This is a genomic window from Pedobacter sp. 22226, from assembly GCF_052045455.1.
Classification (GTDB): Bacteria; Bacteroidota; Bacteroidia; order Sphingobacteriales; family Sphingobacteriaceae; genus Pedobacter; species Pedobacter jeongneungensis.
Window position 1 is genome coordinate 200736 of sequence record NZ_JBQEPB010000004.1, and the last position, 20314, is coordinate 221049.

General features: G+C 38.4%; 18 protein-coding genes. 9 read left to right on the forward strand and 9 right to left on the reverse strand.

All coding sequences use genetic code 11. The features are described from left to right. Positions 1-3 precede the first annotated feature (3 nt). The 7 genes from ACTJKC_RS10430 (at position 4) to ACTJKC_RS10460 (ending at position 5995) form a co-directional block, all read left to right on the forward strand. The gene (locus tag ACTJKC_RS10430) at positions 4-1377 is read left to right on the forward strand and encodes an NADH-quinone oxidoreductase subunit N (RefSeq protein ID WP_344852134.1); all 1374 of its coding nucleotides are present in this window, start codon (positions 4-6) and stop codon (positions 1375-1377) included. 47 nt (positions 1378-1424) lie between these two features. Further along, complete coding sequence (locus ACTJKC_RS10435; protein ID WP_344852133.1) at positions 1425-2084, forward strand: DedA family protein; 660 nt, start codon at positions 1425-1427, stop codon at positions 2082-2084. A gap of 2 nt (positions 2085-2086) precedes the next feature. Beyond that, positions 2087-2638, forward strand: coding sequence for an inorganic diphosphatase (locus tag ACTJKC_RS10440; protein WP_025146339.1), 552 nt, complete (start codon positions 2087-2089; stop codon positions 2636-2638). Further along, on the forward strand, positions 2638-4065 hold the full coding sequence (locus ACTJKC_RS10445; RefSeq protein WP_440791686.1) for a hemolysin family protein: 1428 nt from the start codon (positions 2638-2640) through the stop codon (positions 4063-4065). Before ACTJKC_RS10440 ends, ACTJKC_RS10445 begins: the two co-directional genes overlap by 1 nt. Positions 4066-4073: 8 nt before the next feature. Then, positions 4074-4778, forward strand: coding sequence for a 16S rRNA (uracil(1498)-N(3))-methyltransferase (locus ACTJKC_RS10450; protein ID WP_440791688.1), 705 nt, complete (start codon positions 4074-4076; stop codon positions 4776-4778). A gap of 128 nt (positions 4779-4906) precedes the next feature. Beyond that, a complete protein-coding gene (locus tag ACTJKC_RS10455; RefSeq protein ID WP_344852130.1) occupies positions 4907-5491 on the forward strand; it encodes a DUF4159 domain-containing protein in 585 nt (194 codons plus the stop codon). A gap of 3 nt (positions 5492-5494) precedes the next feature. Further along, a complete protein-coding gene (locus ACTJKC_RS10460) occupies positions 5495-5995 on the forward strand; it encodes an acetyl-CoA carboxylase biotin carboxyl carrier protein subunit (protein ID WP_440791690.1) in 501 nt (166 codons plus the stop codon). Between the two features lie 193 nt (positions 5996-6188). Here the strand turns inward: ACTJKC_RS10460 and ACTJKC_RS10465 are convergent, their stop codons facing one another. Continuing rightward, positions 6189-7871: an SUMF1/EgtB/PvdO family nonheme iron enzyme gene (locus ACTJKC_RS10465; RefSeq protein ID WP_344852128.1), complete on the reverse strand. Its 1683-nt coding sequence runs from the start codon at positions 7869-7871 to the stop codon at positions 6189-6191. Between the two features lie 655 nt (positions 7872-8526). On the opposite strand from ACTJKC_RS10465, the gene porV reads away from it, so the two are divergent. Both porV and ispF read left to right on the forward strand, forming a co-directional pair. Continuing rightward, the gene (gene porV / locus ACTJKC_RS10470) at positions 8527-9720 is read left to right on the forward strand and encodes a type IX secretion system outer membrane channel protein PorV (protein ID WP_440791692.1); all 1194 of its coding nucleotides are present in this window, start codon (positions 8527-8529) and stop codon (positions 9718-9720) included. A 59-nt stretch (positions 9721-9779) separates the two neighbouring features. Further along, on the forward strand, positions 9780-10259 hold the full coding sequence (gene ispF, locus ACTJKC_RS10475) for a 2-C-methyl-D-erythritol 2,4-cyclodiphosphate synthase (protein WP_344852126.1): 480 nt from the start codon (positions 9780-9782) through the stop codon (positions 10257-10259). A gap of 71 nt (positions 10260-10330) precedes the next feature. Here ispF and ACTJKC_RS10480 read toward each other — a convergent pair whose 3' ends face one another. The 8 genes from ACTJKC_RS10480 to ACTJKC_RS10515 all read right to left on the reverse strand — a co-directional run bounded on the left by ACTJKC_RS10480 (position 10331) and on the right by ACTJKC_RS10515 (position 20300). Further along, positions 10331-13735 (reverse strand): glycosyltransferase, encoded by a 3405-nt coding sequence (locus ACTJKC_RS10480; protein WP_440791695.1) that lies wholly within the window; start codon positions 13733-13735, stop codon positions 10331-10333. Between the two features lie 226 nt (positions 13736-13961). Next, positions 13962-14831, reverse strand: a complete 870-nt coding sequence (locus tag ACTJKC_RS10485) for a pirin family protein (protein ID WP_440791697.1) — start codon at positions 14829-14831, stop codon at positions 13962-13964. Between the two features lie 71 nt (positions 14832-14902). Further along, positions 14903-15433, reverse strand: coding sequence for a YceI family protein (locus ACTJKC_RS10490; protein WP_344852123.1), 531 nt, complete (start codon positions 15431-15433; stop codon positions 14903-14905). Between the two features lie 482 nt (positions 15434-15915). After that, positions 15916-16503 carry a Crp/Fnr family transcriptional regulator gene (locus ACTJKC_RS10495; protein WP_344852122.1) on the reverse strand — a complete coding sequence of 196 codons (588 nt, stop codon included), beginning with the start codon at positions 16501-16503 and terminating at the stop codon, positions 15916-15918. A gap of 12 nt (positions 16504-16515) precedes the next feature. Further along, positions 16516-16674, reverse strand: a complete 159-nt coding sequence (locus tag ACTJKC_RS10500) for a FeoB-associated Cys-rich membrane protein (RefSeq protein ID WP_082458743.1) — start codon at positions 16672-16674, stop codon at positions 16516-16518. Between the two features lie 321 nt (positions 16675-16995). Beyond that, the gene (locus ACTJKC_RS10505; RefSeq protein WP_440791700.1) at positions 16996-18183 is read right to left on the reverse strand and encodes a hypothetical protein; all 1188 of its coding nucleotides are present in this window, start codon (positions 18181-18183) and stop codon (positions 16996-16998) included. Between the two features lie 182 nt (positions 18184-18365). Next, entirely contained in the window at positions 18366-19193 is an 828-nt protein-coding gene (locus ACTJKC_RS10510; RefSeq protein ID WP_440791702.1) for a type 1 glutamine amidotransferase, read from the reverse strand. A 6-nt stretch (positions 19194-19199) separates the two neighbouring features. Continuing rightward, positions 19200-20300, reverse strand: a complete 1101-nt coding sequence (locus ACTJKC_RS10515; protein WP_440791704.1) for a carboxylate-amine ligase — start codon at positions 20298-20300, stop codon at positions 19200-19202. Positions 20301-20314: the final 14 nt, after the last annotated feature.

Genomic DNA, 20314 nt, shown 5'->3' on the forward strand with positions numbered 1-20314 from the left:
GCAATGAATATTATTATAACCATTAGTATAACAGCTTTTATAGTGCTTTATGCAGGTTTGTTTAAGGCAAATAAAGCATTACTACCACTTACCGTTGTTGGCTTACTTACTGCACTGGGATTTACTTTCTGCGCCTGGAACGGCAATGCTGTTCATTTCGGAATGATGCAGACTGATAATTTTGCCCTCGCATTTTCAGGTGTTTGCATTGTGGGTACACTTTTAATCTTTTTATTAACGCAAAACTATTTCCACGCCAAAAGCGATAACATAGCCGAATATTATACCTTAATCCTTTTCGCACTTGCGGGGATGATTATGATGGTATCTTATAAAAACATGGCCATGCTATTTGTTGGTTTGGAAATCATGTCGGTGAGTTTATATATCCTTGCGGGTATCCGTAAAAAGGATTTTGCCTCTAACGAAGCTTCTTTGAAATATTTCCTGATGGGTGCTTTTTCAACAGGCTTTTTGTTGTTTGGTATCACGCTGATTTATGGCGCAACAGGATCATTTGATTTAGATAAAATCCAGGCCTACCTGGTTAACAACACCACTTCAGTCTCGCCGATATTTTATCCGGGAGTGATCCTGATGATGATTGGCCTTTGCTTTAAGGTTGGTGCTGCTCCTTTCCACTTCTGGACACCAGATGTGTATGAAGGTTCTCCATCTTTGATCACTACTTTTATGAGTACTGTAGTTAAAACTGCTGGTTTTGCTGCCTTTTTAAGGTTGTTTGCCGGTGCACTTGCGCCACTTCACGATTTCTGGGTTGCACCTTTAATCGTTATTGTTTGCTTAACCTTATTTATTGGTAATGTAACCGCCCTGTTCCAAAAGAATTTCAAACGCATGCTGGCTTATTCAAGTATCTCTCATGCGGGTTACTTGTTGTTTTCTTTGATCGTATTAACCAAAAATTCGGGCAGCAATGTGTTGGTTTATGCTGCTGCTTACACTTTTGCATCAATCATCGCCTTTGCCGTATTGATCCTCGTTAAACAGAAAACCGGTAGCGATAGCTTCGAAAGTTTTAATGGTTTGGGTAAGAAAAATCCATTAGTAGCTTTATCACTTACTGTTGCCATGCTTTCTTTAGCTGGTATTCCATTAACCGCAGGTTTCATCGGGAAATACCTGATGTTCTTAAATGTAATGACCGAGTATCAGACTTTATTGGTTGCATTTGCCATTTTAAACGCCCTGGTTGGTTTTTATTATTATTTTAAGGTAATTGTGGCCGTTTGGTTTAAAGAGGGTGCAGAAACAGAGCTTTCTACTCCGGTACAGTATAAAGTTGTATTATTGGTTTCAGTAGTAATCACACTTATTTTAGGTATTTACCCTGCAATTATTTTAAACCTGATATAGGTATGCTGTTGTTTAATAATTATTTGTAGTTTTACGAATAATTGAATATGCACGATTTTTGGAATAACCTGCATCAACTACTTGACCCCGAAAAATTATTGAGGGAGGGCGGTTTCTATCTCGTCATGTTCGTAATCTATGCAGAAACAGGCCTGTTCTTTGGTTTTTTTCTCCCTGGCGATTATTTGCTGTTTTTGGCTGGTATGTTTGTAGCAACCGGCAAGCTGGATGTTAATATTGCCGTGCTTTTGGCAGGTTTATGTGTAGCAGCAGTTTCAGGCAATTTTACCGGTTACTGGTTCGGACGAAAAACAGGACCCGTATTGTACACCAGAAAAGACAGTTTCTTTTTTAAGAAACGCTATTTAAAGGCTGCTGAAGATTATTATAACAAACAAGGTGCCTTTGCATTAATAATGGGCAGGTTTGTACCGATTGTAAGAACTTTTGCACCGATTTTTGCTGGTGTGGTAAAACTGGACTTTAAAAAGTTCGCCCTTTACAACATTGTTGGCGGTGTGCTTTGGATTTGTTCCCTGACTTTACTGGGTTATTTTTTAGGCAGAAGGTTCGAAAAAGAAATTACCGATTATTTATTATATATTATTATTGGCTTTATCCTTATTACAACTATACCTTTATTAATTACCTTTGTAAAAAGTAAAGTAGTGAAAGGTCCTGAAGAGGATAAAACAGATTTAAATTAAAAATGGCAAAAGACGATCATCACGCGTGGCATAGCGTATCCCCTGGACACAACGTTCCGGAAATTGTAAACGCAATTATTGAAATTCCAAAAGGTTCAAAAGCAAAATACGAAATAGATAAAGAATCAGGTCTGATTAAATTAGACAGGGTTCTTTTTTCATCAGTAATGTATCCGGCAAATTATGGCTTTATTCCGCAAACTTATTGCGATGATAAAGATCCGTTAGATATTTTAGTACTTTGTTCAGTGGATGTATATCCGATGACCTTAATCGAAGCGAAGGTAGTTGGTGTAATGCATATGGTTGACAATGGAGAACAGGACGATAAAATTATCGCTGTTGCCGCTCACGATATGTCGGTAAACTACATCAACGATTTAGATGAGTTGCCTCCACACCAAATGAAAGAAATTGTTCGTTTCTTTCAGGATTATAAAGCATTAGAAGATAAAAATGTAACCATCGAACATTTACTTGGTGTTCGTTATGCACATAAAGTAATTAAAGAAAGCATAGAACTTTATAACACAACATTTAGAGAATTAGCTTAATGGATTTACCCACGGTCTGTTTGTTTTTAAATTCAGCGTTAAGTACAATATTACCCCCAGCAAATGTAGTTTTGGCAGCCTTACAGGAGCCGGATACAGGTTCGGTTGGCTGGCGTTTGTTCTTCGCCTTGTTTTTGGTACTGTTAAATGGATTTTTTGTGGCAGCAGAGTTTGCCATTGTAAAAGTTCGTGCATCACAAATAGAAATTAAAGCAAAATCAGGCAGCCGTGTAGGTAAAATGGCCAAAGGGATTATCCATAATCTTGATGGATACCTTGCCGCCACACAGCTAGGCATAACGCTTGCATCACTTGGCTTAGGTTGGGTGGGTGAAGGCGTTATGCATACTATCTTTAAAAATCTTTTCGATAGTTTGCAGTGGGGTTTAAGCGATGCTTCGATCCATACCGCATCAACCATTGTGGCTTTCTCTTTAATCACCATCATGCACATTGTGTTTGGCGAATTGGCTCCAAAATCATTTGCGATACAAAGGCCGGTAGCCACCACACTTTTTGTTTCTATACCACTACAGTTATTTTATGTGGTATTCCGTCCGTTTATCTGGACTTTGAACAGTTTGGCGGCTATTATTTTAAAACCTTTTGGTATCGATACTTCGGCGGGGCATGAATCAATCCACAGTACTGAAGAATTGCAGTACTTGCTCGATCAGGGTAAAGAAAGTGGTGCATTGGATAACAATGAGCACGAACTGATTAAAAATGTGTTCGATTTTAACGAGCGCGTGGTAAAAAATATCATGGTACCGCGAACCAAAATCTCCGGTATCGAATTAACTTCACCAAAAGAAGAAGTAATCGATACCATTATTAAAGAAGGCTATTCGCGTTTACCTGTTTACGACGATGTAATGGATAAAATTGTGGGTATTATCCACGCAAAAGATATCCTGCCATTAGTGGCTGCCGGCAATCAAACCTGGACAGTTAATGATATTATCCGTAAACCATATTTCGTAACGGAAACCAAAAAAATTAACGATCTGATGAGCGAACTGCAAAGTAATCGCATACAGATTGCCATTGTTTTGGATGAGTTTGGCGGAACGGCCGGTATGGTTACCCTTGAAGATATTGTAGAGGAACTTGTTGGTGAAATTCAGGATGAATACGATGAGGAAAAACCATTGGTAGAAAAAGTTTCTGATAATGAATTTATCGTAAATGCATTTGCAACGGTTTATGATGTAAACGAACATTTGCCACACGATTTACCCGAAGATGAAGATTTTGATACTGTAGGTGGATTGGTTTCTCATGTTTTTGAACGTATTCCGGAAGTTGGCGAAAGCAACGAATCATATGGTTACCTGTTTACAATTCTTAAAAAAACAGAGCAGAATATCGAAACCATCAAGTTAGAACTGGTGATCAATAAAGCAGATATGGTTGATAATCACTAATTTCAACGATGCATATTTTTTACACGCCAGATATCACCCAAAATACTTATACCCTTAACGAAGAAGAAAGCAAACATTGCGTTAGGGTACTTCGGCTTGGTATAGGTTCCATAATAAACCTGGTTGATGGTAAAGGTGGTTTTTACACGGCAGAAATTACTTCCGATAACCCCAAAAAAGTTGCTTTAAAAATTTTACAGGTTGAAAAGGAATTTCACAAACGAAATCATTATCTGCACATTGCAGTTGCGCCAACCAAAAATATCGATCGGATTGAATGGTTTTTAGAGAAAGCCACCGAATTGGGAATTGATGAAATTACCCCAATTATTACCGATCGGTCTGAACGCAGGGTGGTAAAGGAAGATCGCTTAAACAAAGTGATTACTTCTGCAGTAAAACAATCGATAAAAGCTTACCATCCTAAATTAAATGATGCCATTTCTTTCGATGCTTTTTTAAAAGAGCCTTTCGAAGGCGAACAACTAATTGCCCATTGCATTGATAATGGAGAGAAACAATATATCTCAAAATTGGTAGCACCACATCAAAAATACCTTATACTTATAGGTCCCGAAGGAGATTTCACACCAGAAGAAGTTAATTTAGCTTTGAACAAAGGCTTTAAAGCACTAACTTTAGGTGATAACAGGCTGCGCACTGAAACTGCTGCATTAGCTGTTTGTTTTGAAATCAATTACCTTAACCGATAGTCAGTTTGAAGTTTTCAATTTCCACTTTTCAGTTTTCAAAAGGAGCGAGGCTTTTAGCTTTTAGCTTGGGTTTATTTGCTTTCAGCTTTTTGCTTTGGTCTTTTAGCGCTTTTCCACCTACCTATCGGATGGCGAAATTAAAATACAGTGGTGGTGGCGATTGGTATGCAGACCGCACAGCGCTGCCTAATCTAATTTCGTACTGCAACACCAACCTCAAAACTAATTTTTATCCCGAAGAAAGTATTGTAGAAGTGGGATCGAAAGAAATTTTTAATTACCCTTTTATTTATATGACGGGGCATGGAAATGTGGTTTTCAGCGATCAGGAAGTGAAAAATTTAAGACAATATCTTGCCGGTGGCGGTTTTCTCCATATTGATGATAACTATGGTCTTGATAAATTTATCAGGCCACAAATGAAAAAGGTATTCCCTGAACTGAGCTTTGTTGAATTACCTGCCAATCATGCCATTTATAACCAGAAATTTAAGTTTCCTGCAGGTTTGCCAAAAATTCATGAGCACGATAATAAACGTCCGCAAGGATTTGCCCTGATTTATAAGGGTAGAGTAGTTTGTTATTATACCTACGAATGCGATTTAGGGAACGGTTGGGAAGACTTTGGTACTTATCCAGAAGATACGCAAGAAACGCGGACAAAAGCGCTTAAAATGGGCGCAAATCTTGTTCAATATGCCTTAACTCAATAAGCCATGCACAAAGTAAAAGTAAACGATCAGTTTTTATTCGAAATTGAGCAAAAGGATTCAGCCCTTTTTGTAAATGGGGAGGCCGTTCAACTTGATTTAAGTACATTGGGCAATTCGAATACCCATGTTTTATATCAGAGCAGATCTTTTAATACAGAACTGGTTGAAATAAGCAGAGCCGAAAAAACCTGCAAAATAAAGGTCAATGGAAACATTTATCAAATCAGCATAGAAGATCAGTTTGATGTTTTACTAAAGCAATTAGGACTGGATAATTTAACTTCTAATAAAGTTTCCGAAATTAAAGCACCTATGCCGGGCTTAGTTTTAAAAGTACTGGCAGAGGAAAATGCTGAAGTGAAAAAAGGAGATAATCTCCTGATCCTAGAGGCGATGAAAATGGAGAATATTTTAAAATCTTCAACAGATGGAGTAATTAAAAAGGTACTGGTTAAACAGGGAGATAAGGTAGAGAAGAATCAGATATTGGTGCAGTTTAAATAGGCCATACGTCATTTCGAGCGGAGTGAAGCGTAGCCGAGAACCACGTAAGTGCTCAGCGAAGCTAAATCTAACTTGAGCTAGATCTCTCCCCACCTGTAAGGGCAGGCATTCCACTGCGTTTCAGACGAGATGAAGAATCTGGTTTAATACAACACATAAAAAAAGGTCCCGATAACTTCGGGACCTTTTTAATTTATTTACCTCTGCTCACCCTGTAAGGTCTCTGAGGCGGATTTTTAAAGTTTCTTTTTCCTGCAGTACTGATCTCTGGCGCACCAAGCATAGTCATGGCACAACGGAAGCCTACTTCAGCAGATGATTCGTCCTGTTGCATAAAACGACGTGTTGCCGGATTTAACCAGTAAGCCATATCATTCCATGAGCCGCCTTTATAAACCCTCGATTTATCATTTACCAAGGTTACACCTTCTTCGTTCAGCAGAGTTTTTTGGTTATCACGATAACCCCTTTGATCGGCCTGATAAGAAGTTGCAGGTACTGCAGCTTGCGGATCTGTAGATTTCGAAATCGAATCAGAACGTTTAGCTTGTGCCTGTTTTTCTGCCCAGGTTTGTTTTCTTCCTGAATAAGCATTTTCCTTGATCGGATTGCCATACTTATCTAAAGCAATTTTTCCACTTTGCGAATCTTCTAACTTTTTATTAGTGAAGTAGTTACCACGGTATGGATTAAAAGCATCAGCATCAGTAAATGTAGCTGTTCTGTAAACATCATTAACCCATTCGTTTACGTTCCCGGCCATGTTGTACAAGCCAAAATCGTTTGGCGCATATTGAATAACCGGAACAGTTAAATCTCCCTTATCATTCAGTGAACCACCAACACCCATATAATCTCCGGGAGCCCTTTTAAAGTTGGCCTGGATCATACCCCTGGTTTTCTTTTTAGCCGAACTCACACCTAACCCGTTCCATGGGTAAATTTTATTCTGGCTAACGTTTTCGTATTCTGTATTGCCAATTAAGCCTAAAGCAGCGTATTCCCACTCAGCCTCAGTTGGTAAACGGTAAGGCTGCATAATTACACCATCTTCTAGTGTCGCAGTTCTCCTTGGCTGATTATTTCTACCTCCTGCAGCTGCTGTTCCTCCAGCGGTTGAAGTAGCTGCACCTGCTTTGGTGTTGTAATCAATAGGTGCATTTTTACCTTTATCATCATACTGGTTGTTTAAATAGGCATCAGTATTAAAAGGGTTTGTTGGTTTTGGCGTAGCGGCCGCAGTTGCGTTGTTATTGTTTCCTCTTCCGTTGCCGGCCAGCGTTTTATAATCAGTTAAAATTCCTTTTTCGCGTAAAATGAATTCGTTCGCTCTGGATGTTCTCCATTCGCAATAGCGTGAAGCCTGCTCCCATGAAACACCTACCACAGGATAATCACGGTAAGCCGGGTGCCTTAAATAGTTGTCTACGTAAGGTTCGTTATATGATAATGCCTGGCGCCAAACTAAAGTATCAGGAAGTTCATTATAGTAATATTCACGGTCTTCAGGGAAATTATACCTGATCCAGTGTAAGTATTCCAGCCAATCGGTATTCGATACTTCAGTTTCATCCATGTAAAAAGACGGAACGGTAACCTGCCTTTTATAGTTGTAGATATTTGGCTCAACACCAGGTACTTCGATGGCACTACCACCAACTACCAAAACCCCGCCTTCAATCGGGATTAGACCTGGTCCCGGTGCTCTTTTGTATTTGGTAGCTACAGCAAAAGCGCCAGACTGGTTATTTTTGCTTTTCCTGTCTGCATAAGGAATACCCGTTTTACTAGAACTGTTCCCGCTTTTTGAGCTACAACTCGAAAGCAGGGCGGCTAATGATAAACAGGCAAAAGAATATAGTAATAGTTTTTTCATATAATACATTGGAAATATCGCCAACAGGCAATTCAGACGATAAAATTAAACAAATTTTAAATGAATATATAAATTATGTGACAATAAAATATCGATTATATTTTTAAGCCTAAACGTATTATTTTATATCGTATTGTGTCTATGTGTTTTTTAAACGAAATTTTAGCTAAATAATTATAAATAAGCCATATAAATATAATTAATAAGGTGAAGATCGCTTTTGACGGATGATGAAAATGGCCGTAGCATTTGTGCTGTATCCGTTTGGTTTAATAAATCTTTATCCTATCAGGTTAATACCTTTAAGCAGTTTTAGCGGGCATTACAAATTACTGATAAATAACATAATTTGAGAACAGTTATAAGATTGCGAATAAATTAACCATATTTGGTTTATGGATTTGGTAATACCACTCCTGAATTGAAACAATAAATTTATTAATAAAGATCGAAATGAGTTTATTAATTGGCTAAGTGGCTATAAATTTGTTGCTTATGATTTAGGCTGTCACACCCCTATGTAAAAATCGTAGGTTTAATTAGTAAATAATATTAGAATTCGTAATTTGGTAAAATATAAGTTTTGGTTTTACGTTACAGAGTATATCTCATTTATTGCTAAACACCAGGATCTAAAATTACGTACCTTTAAAGGATGAATTTCAAGTACATCAGTAAACTTGCTTTTTCTGCACTCTCAATGGCCTTGGTGTTTGGTAAAACAAATGCCCAAGTGGTTATAGGCAATAATACACAACCCAATGGCAGTGAGTTAAACAATATCATAACTGCAGTTCCATTTCTGCTTATTACCCCCGATGCCCGTGCCGGAGCAATGGGTGATGCCGGCGTAGCCGTTGCAGGAGATGTAAATTCTGCCAGTATAAATGCTTCAAAACTTGCTTTTCTGGATAAACCCTATGGTTTTTCTGTTTCCTATAGTCCATGGTTAAAAAGCCTGGTGCCCGATATTAACCTTGCTTATTTAAGTGGTTTTTATAAGTTAGACGACCGTAATACCATTGGTGCTTCATTGAGGTATTTCTCATTGGGTTCAATTCAGCTTACCGATATCAATCAACAGGATTTAGGAATTGCAAATCCAAGCGAACTCGCTTTCGACGTTTCTTTTGCCCGTAGTTTTGGTGAGGAGTTTTCTTTGGGAACGTCCTTAAGGTACATCAATTCAAACCTGGCATCCGGACAATTTTCTTCTTCAGGGCAGGTGCACAGCGGAAATGCGGTAGCGGTTGATATCTCCGGATTATATAAAACATCGACAACGCTTTTTGGCAAACAGACCATTCTTTCGGCGGGCGCCAATATTTCGAATATCGGAACAAAAATGAGCTATTCTGATGGCGGAGAGAATTTCTTTTTGCCAACCAATTTTAAATTGGGAGGGGCATCTACCTTCACCATGGACGATTTTAGTACCCTGACATTTGCACTCGATTTTAATAAACTGCTGGTACCTACACAACCTATATACGATTCGAACAATAATATTGTGAGCGGTAAAGATCCTAACCGTTCGGTACCATCTGGTATTTTTGGTTCATTTAGCGATGCACCTGGTGGCTTTAAAGAAGAATTGAAAGAAGTTGGAATATCAACGGGTGTGGAATATTGGTATAATCAACAATTTGCTGTTAGGGCAGGCTACAACTACCAAAGTCCGATGAAAGGCGATAGCCGCTATTTTACCCTGGGTTTAGGCTTAAAATACAACGTTTTCAATATCGATTTCTCATATTTAATTGCAAATGCGCAAACAAGCCCGCTTGCAAATACCCTTCGTTTTGGTCTATTGTTTAACTTTGGCGACAAAAAGATTGTTAAAAGGTAATTTAGCTTGTTAAGCTGCATTTACTGATTAACGCATTTAAACAATTAATCAAGATTTCCATGAAAATTAGAGTAGGTTTCGGGTTCGATGTACATCAGTTAAAAGATCAGCATCCTTTCGTGGTTGGCGGGGTTACTTTAGATCACCACAAAGGTGCGTATGGACATTCTGATGCCGATGTGCTGCTTCATGCCATTTGCGATGCCCTTTTAGGTGCCGCCAATTTACGCGATATCGGCTTCCATTTTAAAAATACCGATGATCGCTGGAAAGGCATCAGTAGCCTAATTTTATTAAAAGAAACCGTTAAGTTATTGGCCGAAAAAGGATGGCAGATTGGTAATATTGATGCAATGCTTTGTTTGGAAGCACCAAAAATTAATCCTCACATTCCTGCCATGCAACAGAACATTGCTGATGCAATTGGTATTTCTACAGAAGATATTTCGATTAAAGCAACCACTAATGAGCAAATGGGTTTCATTGGTAGAGAAGAAGGCGTAGTTGCTTATGCGGTTTGTTTGATAGAGAAAAATTAGCAGATAAATAAATAAAAAGAAGTCAGGTTTTATAACATATTGGCTATTTAACCTGACTTCTCATTTAAATATTAGCTCACCTGTTCTTTCACATTACCTGTCCTTTTTATCGTTCCCCAGGTTTCCAGTTCTCCTTTAATTGCTTTCCTGAACGAACGGAATAACACCACGTACATCAACTGTCTCCAGAAAAAACGTTGTGGAAAAATGTAAAGTAAATTCGTGTATTTTTCTTTTTCCATGCGAAAGGCAATGGCCGCGAAAAACATATCTACCACAATGAAGATGATGTAATAAAACAGCACCTGACCAAAACCGTTATGCAGGCTTAAAATGCCCGAAAAGCCCGTTAAGGTTAAGTTATTAATGGCACTTAACGAAAATAAGCCGCTGATTAAAGAAATCAGCATAAAAAGATCGGCCAATGGTGAAAATAATGGTAAAATGATCTGATAAATTAAAATATTTGGCATTCCTACCATTCCAAAATAGCCATATTTCTTGTTAAGCAGCGTTTTTCTGTTTTTCCAGAAACTTTGCATTACCCCAAAACTCCAGCGGAAACGTTGTTTCAAGAGCATATTTACGGTTTCCGGTGCTTCTGTATAAGCTATGGCAGTATCGCAGTTTTTAACTTTATAACCTGCTTTTAAAATGCGCATGGTTAAATCGCAATCTTCAGCAAGGGTATCAACAGTAAAACCACCGATTTCGATGATCACATTTTTTCTGAAAGCACCGATTGCCCCCGGAACCACGGTAATGGTATTTAAGAGATCGAATGCCCGCCTATCCATATTCTGAGCCGTAATGTACTCGATAGACTGCCATTTAGTAATGATATTTTTTGCATTTCCAACTTTAACTGTTCCGGCTACGGCAGCAATTTTTTCACTGTAGAAATAACGCATCAATTCGGTAACGGCATCATTTTTTAACTGGGTATCGGCATCAATACAGATTACAAATTCTGCAGAGGCCTTTGAAATACCAAAATTCAAAGCTGAAGCTTTACCTCCATTTTCTTTTCTGAAAACCTTTACCTGCGGATGATTGCCAAAATTTTCGTTAATAATTTCGAAAGTTTTATCTTTTGATCCATCATCCACAAAAATCAGTTCGAAATCAGGATAAGTCGTTTTTAGCAGGCTGTTAATGGTTTGTACAGCGGTAACCTCTTCATTGTAAGCGGGAATAATGATACTCACTTTCTCTGAAGGATTTGCAATTAGTTTTCCGATGTTGCGTTTTGCTCTTTTTCGCTGCCTGATGGCCAGATAGGCAATGAAAATGGTTCTTAAAATGGCCAGTACTATGGCTACAGAGAAGATGATGTTTAAAACCATGTTTCCGTAGTAAAAGAAATTAATGAAGAAATAATCTCCCGAACCTGTAAAGCCGCTATTGGCAGTAGATTTAACTGCAGGCATTAATTCTGATCTTTTTTTACCCATTAAATCGCCTACGGTGGTAAATGTGTAGCCTTTTGATTTGAAAAATTTAATAATTCTTGGTAGAGCAGCAACAGTAGCCTCGCGGTTTCCTCCTGCATCGTGCAACAAAAGGATGTTTCCATTTTCATGCTGTTTTACCACTTCATTAAAAATCTGATCGGCAGTTTTTCCAGGTTCCCAATCTTCAGGGTCGATATATTCGCCGATATTGATGTAATTCTCTTTACGGCTTTGTGCAACCGGTAAAATTTCAGAAATGTTCTGAGGTTCGGCATCAGCATTAAACGGTGCACGGAACAGGATGGTACTGTGGCCTGTAACGGCTTCAATCAGGCGTCGTGTGGCATTAAGCTCAAATTTTACGCGTCGTGGGCCAATAGCCGACATGTCGGGATGGAAAAAAGTATGATTCCCAATTTCATAACCATCATTGTATTCCTGCCTTAACAGTTCCATATTTTGCTCGGCCATAATACCCACCACGAAGAAACAGCCGGGCACTTTTTCTTTTTTTAGAATGCTTAATACCTGTGGGGTATAAACCGGATCGGGACCGTCATCAAAGGTTAAAGCGATTTTTTTATCTGCTTCTCCAAATCTTTTAATTACATATTGCTCAGGCAGGCGGATGTATTTTTGATCGGCAATAGAAAAATTATCCTTATTTAAAGTAAATTTTACGCTGCCCGGGGTAGGGGTAGAAATTAAATCTAATATTTCGCCATCGCCCAGGTAAGAAATGCCGCCCATGTTTAGTGACGCAATTTTCCGTAAATCGAAAGGTTTTTTCTTTAAAGTATCCAAACTAAGGTCGTTGGAGATGAAAGACCATAAACGTTTGTCTTCCGATCCTAAGCGCCATAAGGCAATACCTGCAATGTCCCAGTCATCTGCCTTGCGGATTAAGTTAAAATAAGTAGCTGCATCGGTAAAATATACTTCATGTTTAATGCCGCTTCCATCATTATAGCTATAATTCAGATTAGCAGATTCGGGGTTATAATTAATTTTGCTCTTGTAATTAACCGCTTTTATCATGGCGTCTTCGTAGGTAACGGGCTTGCCAATGCTGTTTTGTGGCCAATCGTAACCGTAGCAGGCCAGGGCCAGGATTACCTTATCTGCATCGACTTTGCTACAGATATCATCCAGCTTTTCTTCTACCCATTCCTGATGCGAAATATCACCGGCATTACTTTGATCGGTATGCTGATCGTAAGCCATTAACACAATGTAATCGTTATAATTTTGAAGGATTTCTGGTTTATAATCGTCGTTTTCGGGAGAAATATCCTGAGAAACAATCAGTTTTTCTGCATGAAACTGGGTATAAAGGTTTTTCATGAAATTGTTAAAGCTATCGCTGTTTTCAAGGTTAAGCTCTTCAAAATCTATGTTGATACCACTATATCCATATTTTTTGGTGATTGCAATCAGGTCGTAAATTAATTTTTGCTGTGCTGGCTGATCGTTTAACAGGCGCCTTACCGCCGCACCATCCCAATGATCTTTATTGTAATTTGAAACCACCGCGATAGCTGATTTTTTGCCGTTATGGATTACTTTCAATGCAGCTGTATCTACTTTATCAACAATAGAATCACCGTTTAAAAAGAACGATTCTGTTGCCACCATATCCAAATGACTGATATTGCGTTTTAAATCTGATATGGATGCATCTTTGCTTCCTGCCCAGCTAACATAAAAAGCCATATTAATGCGCTTGCTATTGCCACGATGGGTTAAAATTCGGTGGTCACGGTCTTTTTTGATTTTTTGAAGTTTCGATTTTTCAATCGTAAAATCCTTATACTGTTGCGATTTCTTTAACTTATCTAACTGTTTTTGGGTTAAAGGGGTATTCGTATCAATAAAAGGTAAATTAGGTGCCTGTACCGATGATAGGGTGTACACTACGCAGATGATTGCGACGATGAAAACTAAAAAGAAGGTGCGGCTTATCCAGGTAAAGGTATTCCATCTTCTTTTAGTCTCAGTTTGAAATATTTGTTTTCCGGACATTTTTCTGTTCTGATTTATGATCAAAAGTCACTAACGAATATGAAGATTGGATGAATGATGAAATGAAACGGCTGGGATGAGTGATCGTTAGTTTATTCTAAGATACTATTTTTGGTTGTATTTTTAAGCAGACACAAAAAAGCCGGCAAATTTTATTAAAAATGCCGGCTGGATATTTTAAATTTCTGTAGATGCTGAAACAAGTTCAGCAGGACGTTTGCTGTGATTACTCCTCTAAATAACCAAACCTACCTTGATTATAATCTTCAATAGCCTGGTGGATTTCGGCCTCAGTATTCATTAAGAATGGTCCGTATTGCGCAACAAGCTCATTAATAGGTTGACCGCTCAACATTAGCAGAACACTATTTTCTAATGCTTCTACCTTAATATCTTCGCCCTTGTGTTCGAAATAAATAAAATTATCGGCTGTTACAGTTTCAGATCCGTTAATTTTCACCGTTCCTTCAATTACCATAAATCCGGTGTTGAAATTTTCCGGAAAGTTAAAAACAGCTTCTCCGCCTTTATTTAACCTCGCGTTGTAGAGCTCAATGGGAGTAAAGGTGGTTGCATTGCCCTTTATGTTTTGATAATTGCCTGCAATGATTTCGATTTTTCCTCCGTTTTCAGGTAAATCAAAATGTGCCATATCGGCCTGTTTAATAGCCTGATATTTCGCTTTACTCATTTTATCTTTTGCAGGCAGATTGATCCAAAGCTGAACCATTTGAAAAGGACCACCTGTAAGGCTATAATTTTCTTCATGGTATTCTTTATGCAATACGCCGCTTGCAGCGGTCATCCACTGTACATCACCCGGATAAATCACCCCGCTATTGCCTGAGCTATCATGATGCGCAACGGCACCGTGGTAGGCAATAGTTACGGTTTCGAAACCGCGGTGCGGATGAACACCAACGCCCCTCGGATTTTTCCTTGCAGAAAATTCGATTTTTGAGCCATAATCCAATAAAAAAAATGGACTCATCTCAATTTCATAACCACTTGGAAAAAAGTTGTGTACCCTAAAACCATCACCAACCATATACGGTGCAGGTGCTTTAAGTACGGCTTTTATTTGTTTTGTTTCCATTACCTTCAAGTTAAATGAGGCATGGTGCATGGAACATGGAGTAATAACCCCATGCTTAAATTCCCTATGCTCTATGCTTGTTTGACAAACTGCAATTCGCCTAAAATGCGAACTTCTTCACTTACCATTACACCACCGGTTTCTAAAGCAGCATTCCAGGTTAAGCCGAAATCAGAACGGTTAATTTTTCCGCTTAAAGTAAAACCAGCTTTGGTATTTCCCCATGGATCAGTAGCAATACCACCAAATTCAGCTGTTAATTTTACAGGTTTGGTTTCGCCTTTAATGGTTAAATCACCTTTCACGGTATAATCGCCACCATCTTTTTCTACTGAGCTTGATTTAAATTCGATGTGTGCAAATTTTTCAGCATCAAAGAAATCGCCGCTTTTTAAGTGGTTATCACGATCGGTATTTCCTGTGTCGATGGAACCGATATCACCTTTGAAAGAAATTTCAGCATTTTCAAATTCATCACCTTCTGAGGTTAATTCTGCCGAAAAAGATTTTAAACTACCGGTTACAGTGGTAATCATTAAGTGTTTTACTTTAAATTGTAATTCGCTGTGGGTTGGATCTAATGTCCATTTTGTAGTTGCCATATGTTTTGTTTTTTGAGATGTTTAATATTTACAATACAAATGTACAGCGCGGGGTTTGATTGAGAATTGATGTATGGTAAGTAATTGGAAATGATTGGATGAGAGAGGGATTGAATGAATGAAGGAGGGATTGAATGAATGAAAGATAAATTGATTGAATGAAAGATAAATTGATTGAATGAATAAAGGATAGATTGATTGAATGTTGAAACAATTCGTTCATTCAAAATTCAATCATTAATTTGTTTTGAGGTTGGAAGGTTGAAAAGTTGGAATGTTGAACTTCACGAACCCATTCATTCATTCAAAACTCACACATTCGTTAATTTGTTTTAAGGTTGGAAGGTTGAAAAGTTGGAATGTTGAACTTCGCGAACCCATTCATTCATTCAAAACTCACACATTCGTTAATTTGTTTTGAGGTTGAAATGTTAGATTTTATTAAAACATTCAATTATTCCAAATTCACTCATTCAAATTTTCTACGGTCTGAAATGTTTATTGGCGAGTTCTTTTCTTACGCGACTGAGTGATTCGGGTGTAATGCCCAGGTAAGATGCAATCATCCATTGTGGTACGCGAAGGGTAAGGTTGGGGTAAAGTTTAATAAAATCAAGGTATCTTTCTTCAGCTGTGGCGCTTAAAAGCATATTGATTCTTTTTTGCATAAAGCGAATAGAATTATGGAGCATGGTTACGTTTAAAGCTAGCAGGCAAGGAACTTTACGGGAAGCTTCACTCATAAAATTATCCGGAACGATAACCGCTTCGGTGGCTTCAATCGCTTCAATAAAAAAATCTGAAGGTTCGTTATGCATCTGGTTACGATCTGAAACAAACCAGTTTTCGGGTGCGAACTGAATAATATGTTCTTTGCCTTTCGAATCGATAGAATAAGATCTCAGGAGTCCTTTGCCAACAAAAAAACCATATTTTAAAATATCTCCTTTAAACTGTACGATCTCGTTTTTTTCAAACTTCTTAACCTTTAGCGAAGATGAAATGCTCTCGAATTGCTCATCAGTTAATTCTATTTTTGATTGAAAGTATTCCTTAAACTGATGGATCATAAAGATGGGATATTATTTTTTTACGGGCTTAATATCGGAAAAATCTACGCCACATTTGCAATTTCCACCGCAACCATCTTTTTTTACCTGTAAAGATTTAAAAACCAAACGGCCAACATATACCAATGCTACCGCAAAAAGTAAAAAGACTAAAATCGTTTGAATATCCATAATACAAATATAAGGGCTTTTGGTGTTTTGGTGTTCAGTTGAATGTAAATTATTACTGCGTATTTTACCACAGAGAAAACCGAGTTTTACGCGGAGTACACTGAGCGGGTTTAGAGATGTTTTGCCACGATTCATAGAAAACACGGAGGGATATTACTTAGGCATTGTTTTCCGTGCCATCCGTGTCTGCGTGGCTGAATGGTTATTGAAGATTTTTAGTATAGTTTTTTGTTTTGCTACGAATTCACAGAAAATACGGAAAGATTATTTTGTTAATCTCTGTGCCTTTTTTCTGTGTGCTCTGTGGTTAAGAAAGGAGAATTATTCCTCCATAAAACCAATCGTACCACCAACCCAATCGAAATTGGCATTATAACGCACACCGATCATTTTGCCCCTGCTTAATCTGGCCAGGTTAATACAGAGCTGTGGTTCACCGCCGTCAGGCCATAAATACATCATCCTGATTTCTGCTTTTACTCCACCATCCGGCGCCTGAACAGCGGGTTCGTAATTTACTTTTCGCTGCAAAATCCAGTTCTCGGGATCTTTGATATTGGTTAGATCTGCCTCGGTTACATCAATAATTACACCCATGCCGGCGAAAGAAAATAATGGCTTTAATACATAGTTTTCTAAATCGGCCGGGATGGTTTTTACTTCGTTCAGAAAACGGGTTTCGGGTACAAATTCACTTTTTAAAAATGGCATGGTGTATTTGCTGATCCGGTAGAACCAGTTGGGGTGCGTTACCCATTCAATATCAAGTTCTTGGCGTGGATCGAAACTGTTTTTGAAAATCTCAGTATTATCGGCAACTTCATCAAAGATTAAACGGTTATAAATCCTTTTTAACTGAATCTGTTTACCGTTTTCTTCGTAAAATAACTGTTTACCTACTTTTTTGATATCTTCTAATGCTAAAATCTTAATGCCTAATAATTTTTGGGTGACGAAAAAATCGATCGCTGTTTTTTGATTCAGTGCATCTACATCGATCAAAGCCACCTCTTCTGGCCGGTGTTTACCAATAATCACTTCCTTTAACAGCCCCACATATTTTTCTTCATTAAAACCATTTAAAAAATAGTTCACGGAGTCGTCTATCTCAAAACTGGATTTAAAAGTTTTAGCTAAATGGTGCTGAAAACCATATAACGAAGGGAAGCCCTGCATTTCGATCAGCATTGGGGTAAGTTCTCCGTTTTTATCTTTACAGATACCAAAATCGAAGGTTAAAAAATGCGGTTGTTCATTTTCGTTTGGAACATGCCAATCTGTTGGAATTGCTTTTTCGGTAAGGGCCTTAAAGTTGGGTTGTTTAATCAGTTTGATGATTTCTTCTCCAGCCGCAATCAACTTCTCTTTTAATGCCTTCGGGACGAAAACCGGTGTTTCGGCCACCCTGAAAGGAATTTGAGGATAGCCTAAGCCAAGCTGGTTTAAAAAAGTCTTGTACTTTTCTTTAGTAAATTGTTGGTTGTATTTTTGACGCTGTGCAGGTACCATAGTTGTATTTAGTTTACAATTTATTAGTCAAAACAGAACCGTCATTTCGACCGTAGTGGAGAAATCTATTTACGTTTATCATAGAATGGTTTAATAGATTTCTCCATTCCGCTGTGCTCCAGTCGAAATGACGAGTTGGTGAAAGAAAGATTGCTTCGTGCCTCGCAATGACGGCTATTTGTTTACACCTCCTGCAGGTTTCCGATTGCTTTCTGCAGGAAATTAGGTAAAATAATACTTTGTGTGAGTACAATCCTTGCCGGATCGTCTAAACTGTTTAACATATCGAGGTATTTCTGCTCCCCGTGCATATCGCTAATGGCTTTTTTCTTTTCGTCCTGGAGCAAATACATTTTCATGCCTACCGGGTCTGCCTCGGGATGAAACTGTGTACCTATAATTTCATCAGAAAAACGAATCGACATCATGCAGCGTTCCAGATCAACATGTTTACGCTCTTTTTCAATGGCTAAAAGTTTTGCGCCTTTTCGTTCAAAAGCTGCAAAATCGGGTTCAATTACCTGCCAATCGCGGCTATCAACAGAAAAAAACGGGTTGGTGATGCCGTTAAAAATTTCATCTTTTTCTCCGTCTTCAGTCAGTGTAATCGGGAAAATCCCAAAAGCGTTTGATCGTCTTTCGGTGACATTGCCCAATTCGTATTTTCTACAGGCCAGTTGAAAAGAATGACATATTAAAAAAGCATATTTTTTTCTGTCTTCATTTTCATGATTAAAAGCTTCAATCTGATCTAAGAGGTTAAAAAAATCATTCTCCCATTTTTCCCCTTTACTTTCAATCGGGCTCCCCGGACCGCCGCTCGAAATATAAGCATCATACTCAATACCCGGTATTTCACCTTTTTGCCTTAAATCGAAAATATCAAAGGTTAAACCGATATTGTTTTCATTTCTGAAACGGGATAAAATTTCCTGAATCCCCCGCATGCCCTGATTGGGTGCGCCATTATTCATATCGATAACGGCCACCTTTAAGCTTCTTTTATCCATTTTAAATTACTTTGCGCCTATAAGTGTTTGAGTGGTAATGTAATCTACCACGGCCTCAAAGTTACCAGTTTGCTGGTAAACAGCCAACTGCCTGTCGGCGCCGGTTCCATGCTCTAGGATTTTGTGCACATAATTAATGTCATCACGGCAACCTAAATCATCAACTACATCATCTACAAAATCGAGTAATTCTAAAATAAGGTTGCGGCAGTTTATTTCCATTTCTTTACCGAAATCGATTAAATTACCATCAATTCCATAACGGGCAGCACGCCATTTATTTTCGTTGATCAAAGCTCTTGAATAAGAGATAAACTCCATATTCTGCAGTCGCAGTTTATAAAGTTTAGCACATAATGCCTGAAATAATGCCGTAAAAGCCATGGTTTCATCAATCAGCATCGGGCAATCGCAAATTCTAAATTCTACGGTATCGAAAAATGGATGTACACGGATATCCCACCAGATTTTCTTTGCATTATCCATGCAATTGGTTTTGATGAGCAGTTTTACATAGTTATCGTAATCCTCGATGCTGTTAAAAATATCAGGAATACCTGTACGAGGAAATTTATCGAAAATTTTAGTCCGGAAAGATTTGTAACCTGTATTCCGCGATTCCCAAAAAGGAGAATTAGTTGATAAAGCAAAAACGTGTGGTAAAAAATACCTCACCTGATTGGCAATATGAATGGCCAGCTCGCGCGATTGGAAGCCCACATGTACATGCAGTCCGAAAATCAGGTTAGAACGGGCTGCTTCCTGCAGTTCGTTAACAATTTCGTTATACCGGGGATGTTCAGTAATTAACTGTTTTTCCCAGTGCGAAAAGGGGTGGGTACCAGCCGCGCCGATTCTCAGCCCCTGTTCTCCGGCAAGTTGCGATACAGTATAACGCAACTGCGAAATTTCTTTACGGGCTTCGGTGGTGGTTTTGCAGATGCCGGTGCCCACTTCAACTACGGCCTGGTGCATTTCTGCCTTTACCTGGTCTTTATGGATTTTTTGTGCGGCTTCTACAATTTTTTGGTCATGCGAAGTAAGCTCTCTGGTAACGGGATCAATTACCATGTATTCTTCTTCTATGCCCAGCGTAAACTCATTCATGTTAATATTGATTA

Coding starts and splice junctions, on each gene's coding strand:
- ACTJKC_RS10505 (WP_440791700.1), bottom strand. CDS start 18,183: ATGGTACCTGCACAGCGTCAAAAATACAACCAACAATTTACTAAAGAA.
- ACTJKC_RS10480 (WP_440791695.1), bottom strand. CDS start 13,735: ATGTCCGGAAAACAAATATTTCAAACTGAGACTAAAAGAAGATGGAAT.
- ACTJKC_RS10440 (WP_025146339.1), top strand. CDS start 2,087: ATGGCAAAAGACGATCATCACGCGTGGCATAGCGTATCCCCTGGACAC.
- ACTJKC_RS10460 (WP_440791690.1), top strand. CDS start 5,495: ATGCACAAAGTAAAAGTAAACGATCAGTTTTTATTCGAAATTGAGCAA.
- ACTJKC_RS10515 (WP_440791704.1), bottom strand. CDS start 20,300: ATGAATGAGTTTACGCTGGGCATAGAAGAAGAATACATGGTAATTGAT.
- ACTJKC_RS10445 (WP_440791686.1), top strand. CDS start 2,638: ATGGATTTACCCACGGTCTGTTTGTTTTTAAATTCAGCGTTAAGTACA.
- ispF (WP_344852126.1), top strand. CDS start 9,780: ATGAAAATTAGAGTAGGTTTCGGGTTCGATGTACATCAGTTAAAAGAT.
- ACTJKC_RS10490 (WP_344852123.1), bottom strand. CDS start 15,433: ATGGCAACTACAAAATGGACATTAGATCCAACCCACAGCGAATTACAA.
- ACTJKC_RS10500 (WP_082458743.1), bottom strand. CDS start 16,674: ATGGATATTCAAACGATTTTAGTCTTTTTACTTTTTGCGGTAGCATTG.
- ACTJKC_RS10510 (WP_440791702.1), bottom strand. CDS start 19,193: ATGGATAAAAGAAGCTTAAAGGTGGCCGTTATCGATATGAATAATGGC.
- ACTJKC_RS10495 (WP_344852122.1), bottom strand. CDS start 16,503: ATGATCCATCAGTTTAAGGAATACTTTCAATCAAAAATAGAATTAACT.
- ACTJKC_RS10430 (WP_344852134.1), top strand. CDS start 4: ATGAATATTATTATAACCATTAGTATAACAGCTTTTATAGTGCTTTAT.
- ACTJKC_RS10455 (WP_344852130.1), top strand. CDS start 4,907: ATGGCGAAATTAAAATACAGTGGTGGTGGCGATTGGTATGCAGACCGC.
- ACTJKC_RS10435 (WP_344852133.1), top strand. CDS start 1,425: ATGCACGATTTTTGGAATAACCTGCATCAACTACTTGACCCCGAAAAA.
- ACTJKC_RS10485 (WP_440791697.1), bottom strand. CDS start 14,831: ATGGAAACAAAACAAATAAAAGCCGTACTTAAAGCACCTGCACCGTAT.
- ACTJKC_RS10465 (WP_344852128.1), bottom strand. CDS start 7,871: ATGAAAAAACTATTACTATATTCTTTTGCCTGTTTATCATTAGCCGCC.
- porV (WP_440791692.1), top strand. CDS start 8,527: ATGAATTTCAAGTACATCAGTAAACTTGCTTTTTCTGCACTCTCAATG.
- ACTJKC_RS10450 (WP_440791688.1), top strand. CDS start 4,074: ATGCATATTTTTTACACGCCAGATATCACCCAAAATACTTATACCCTT.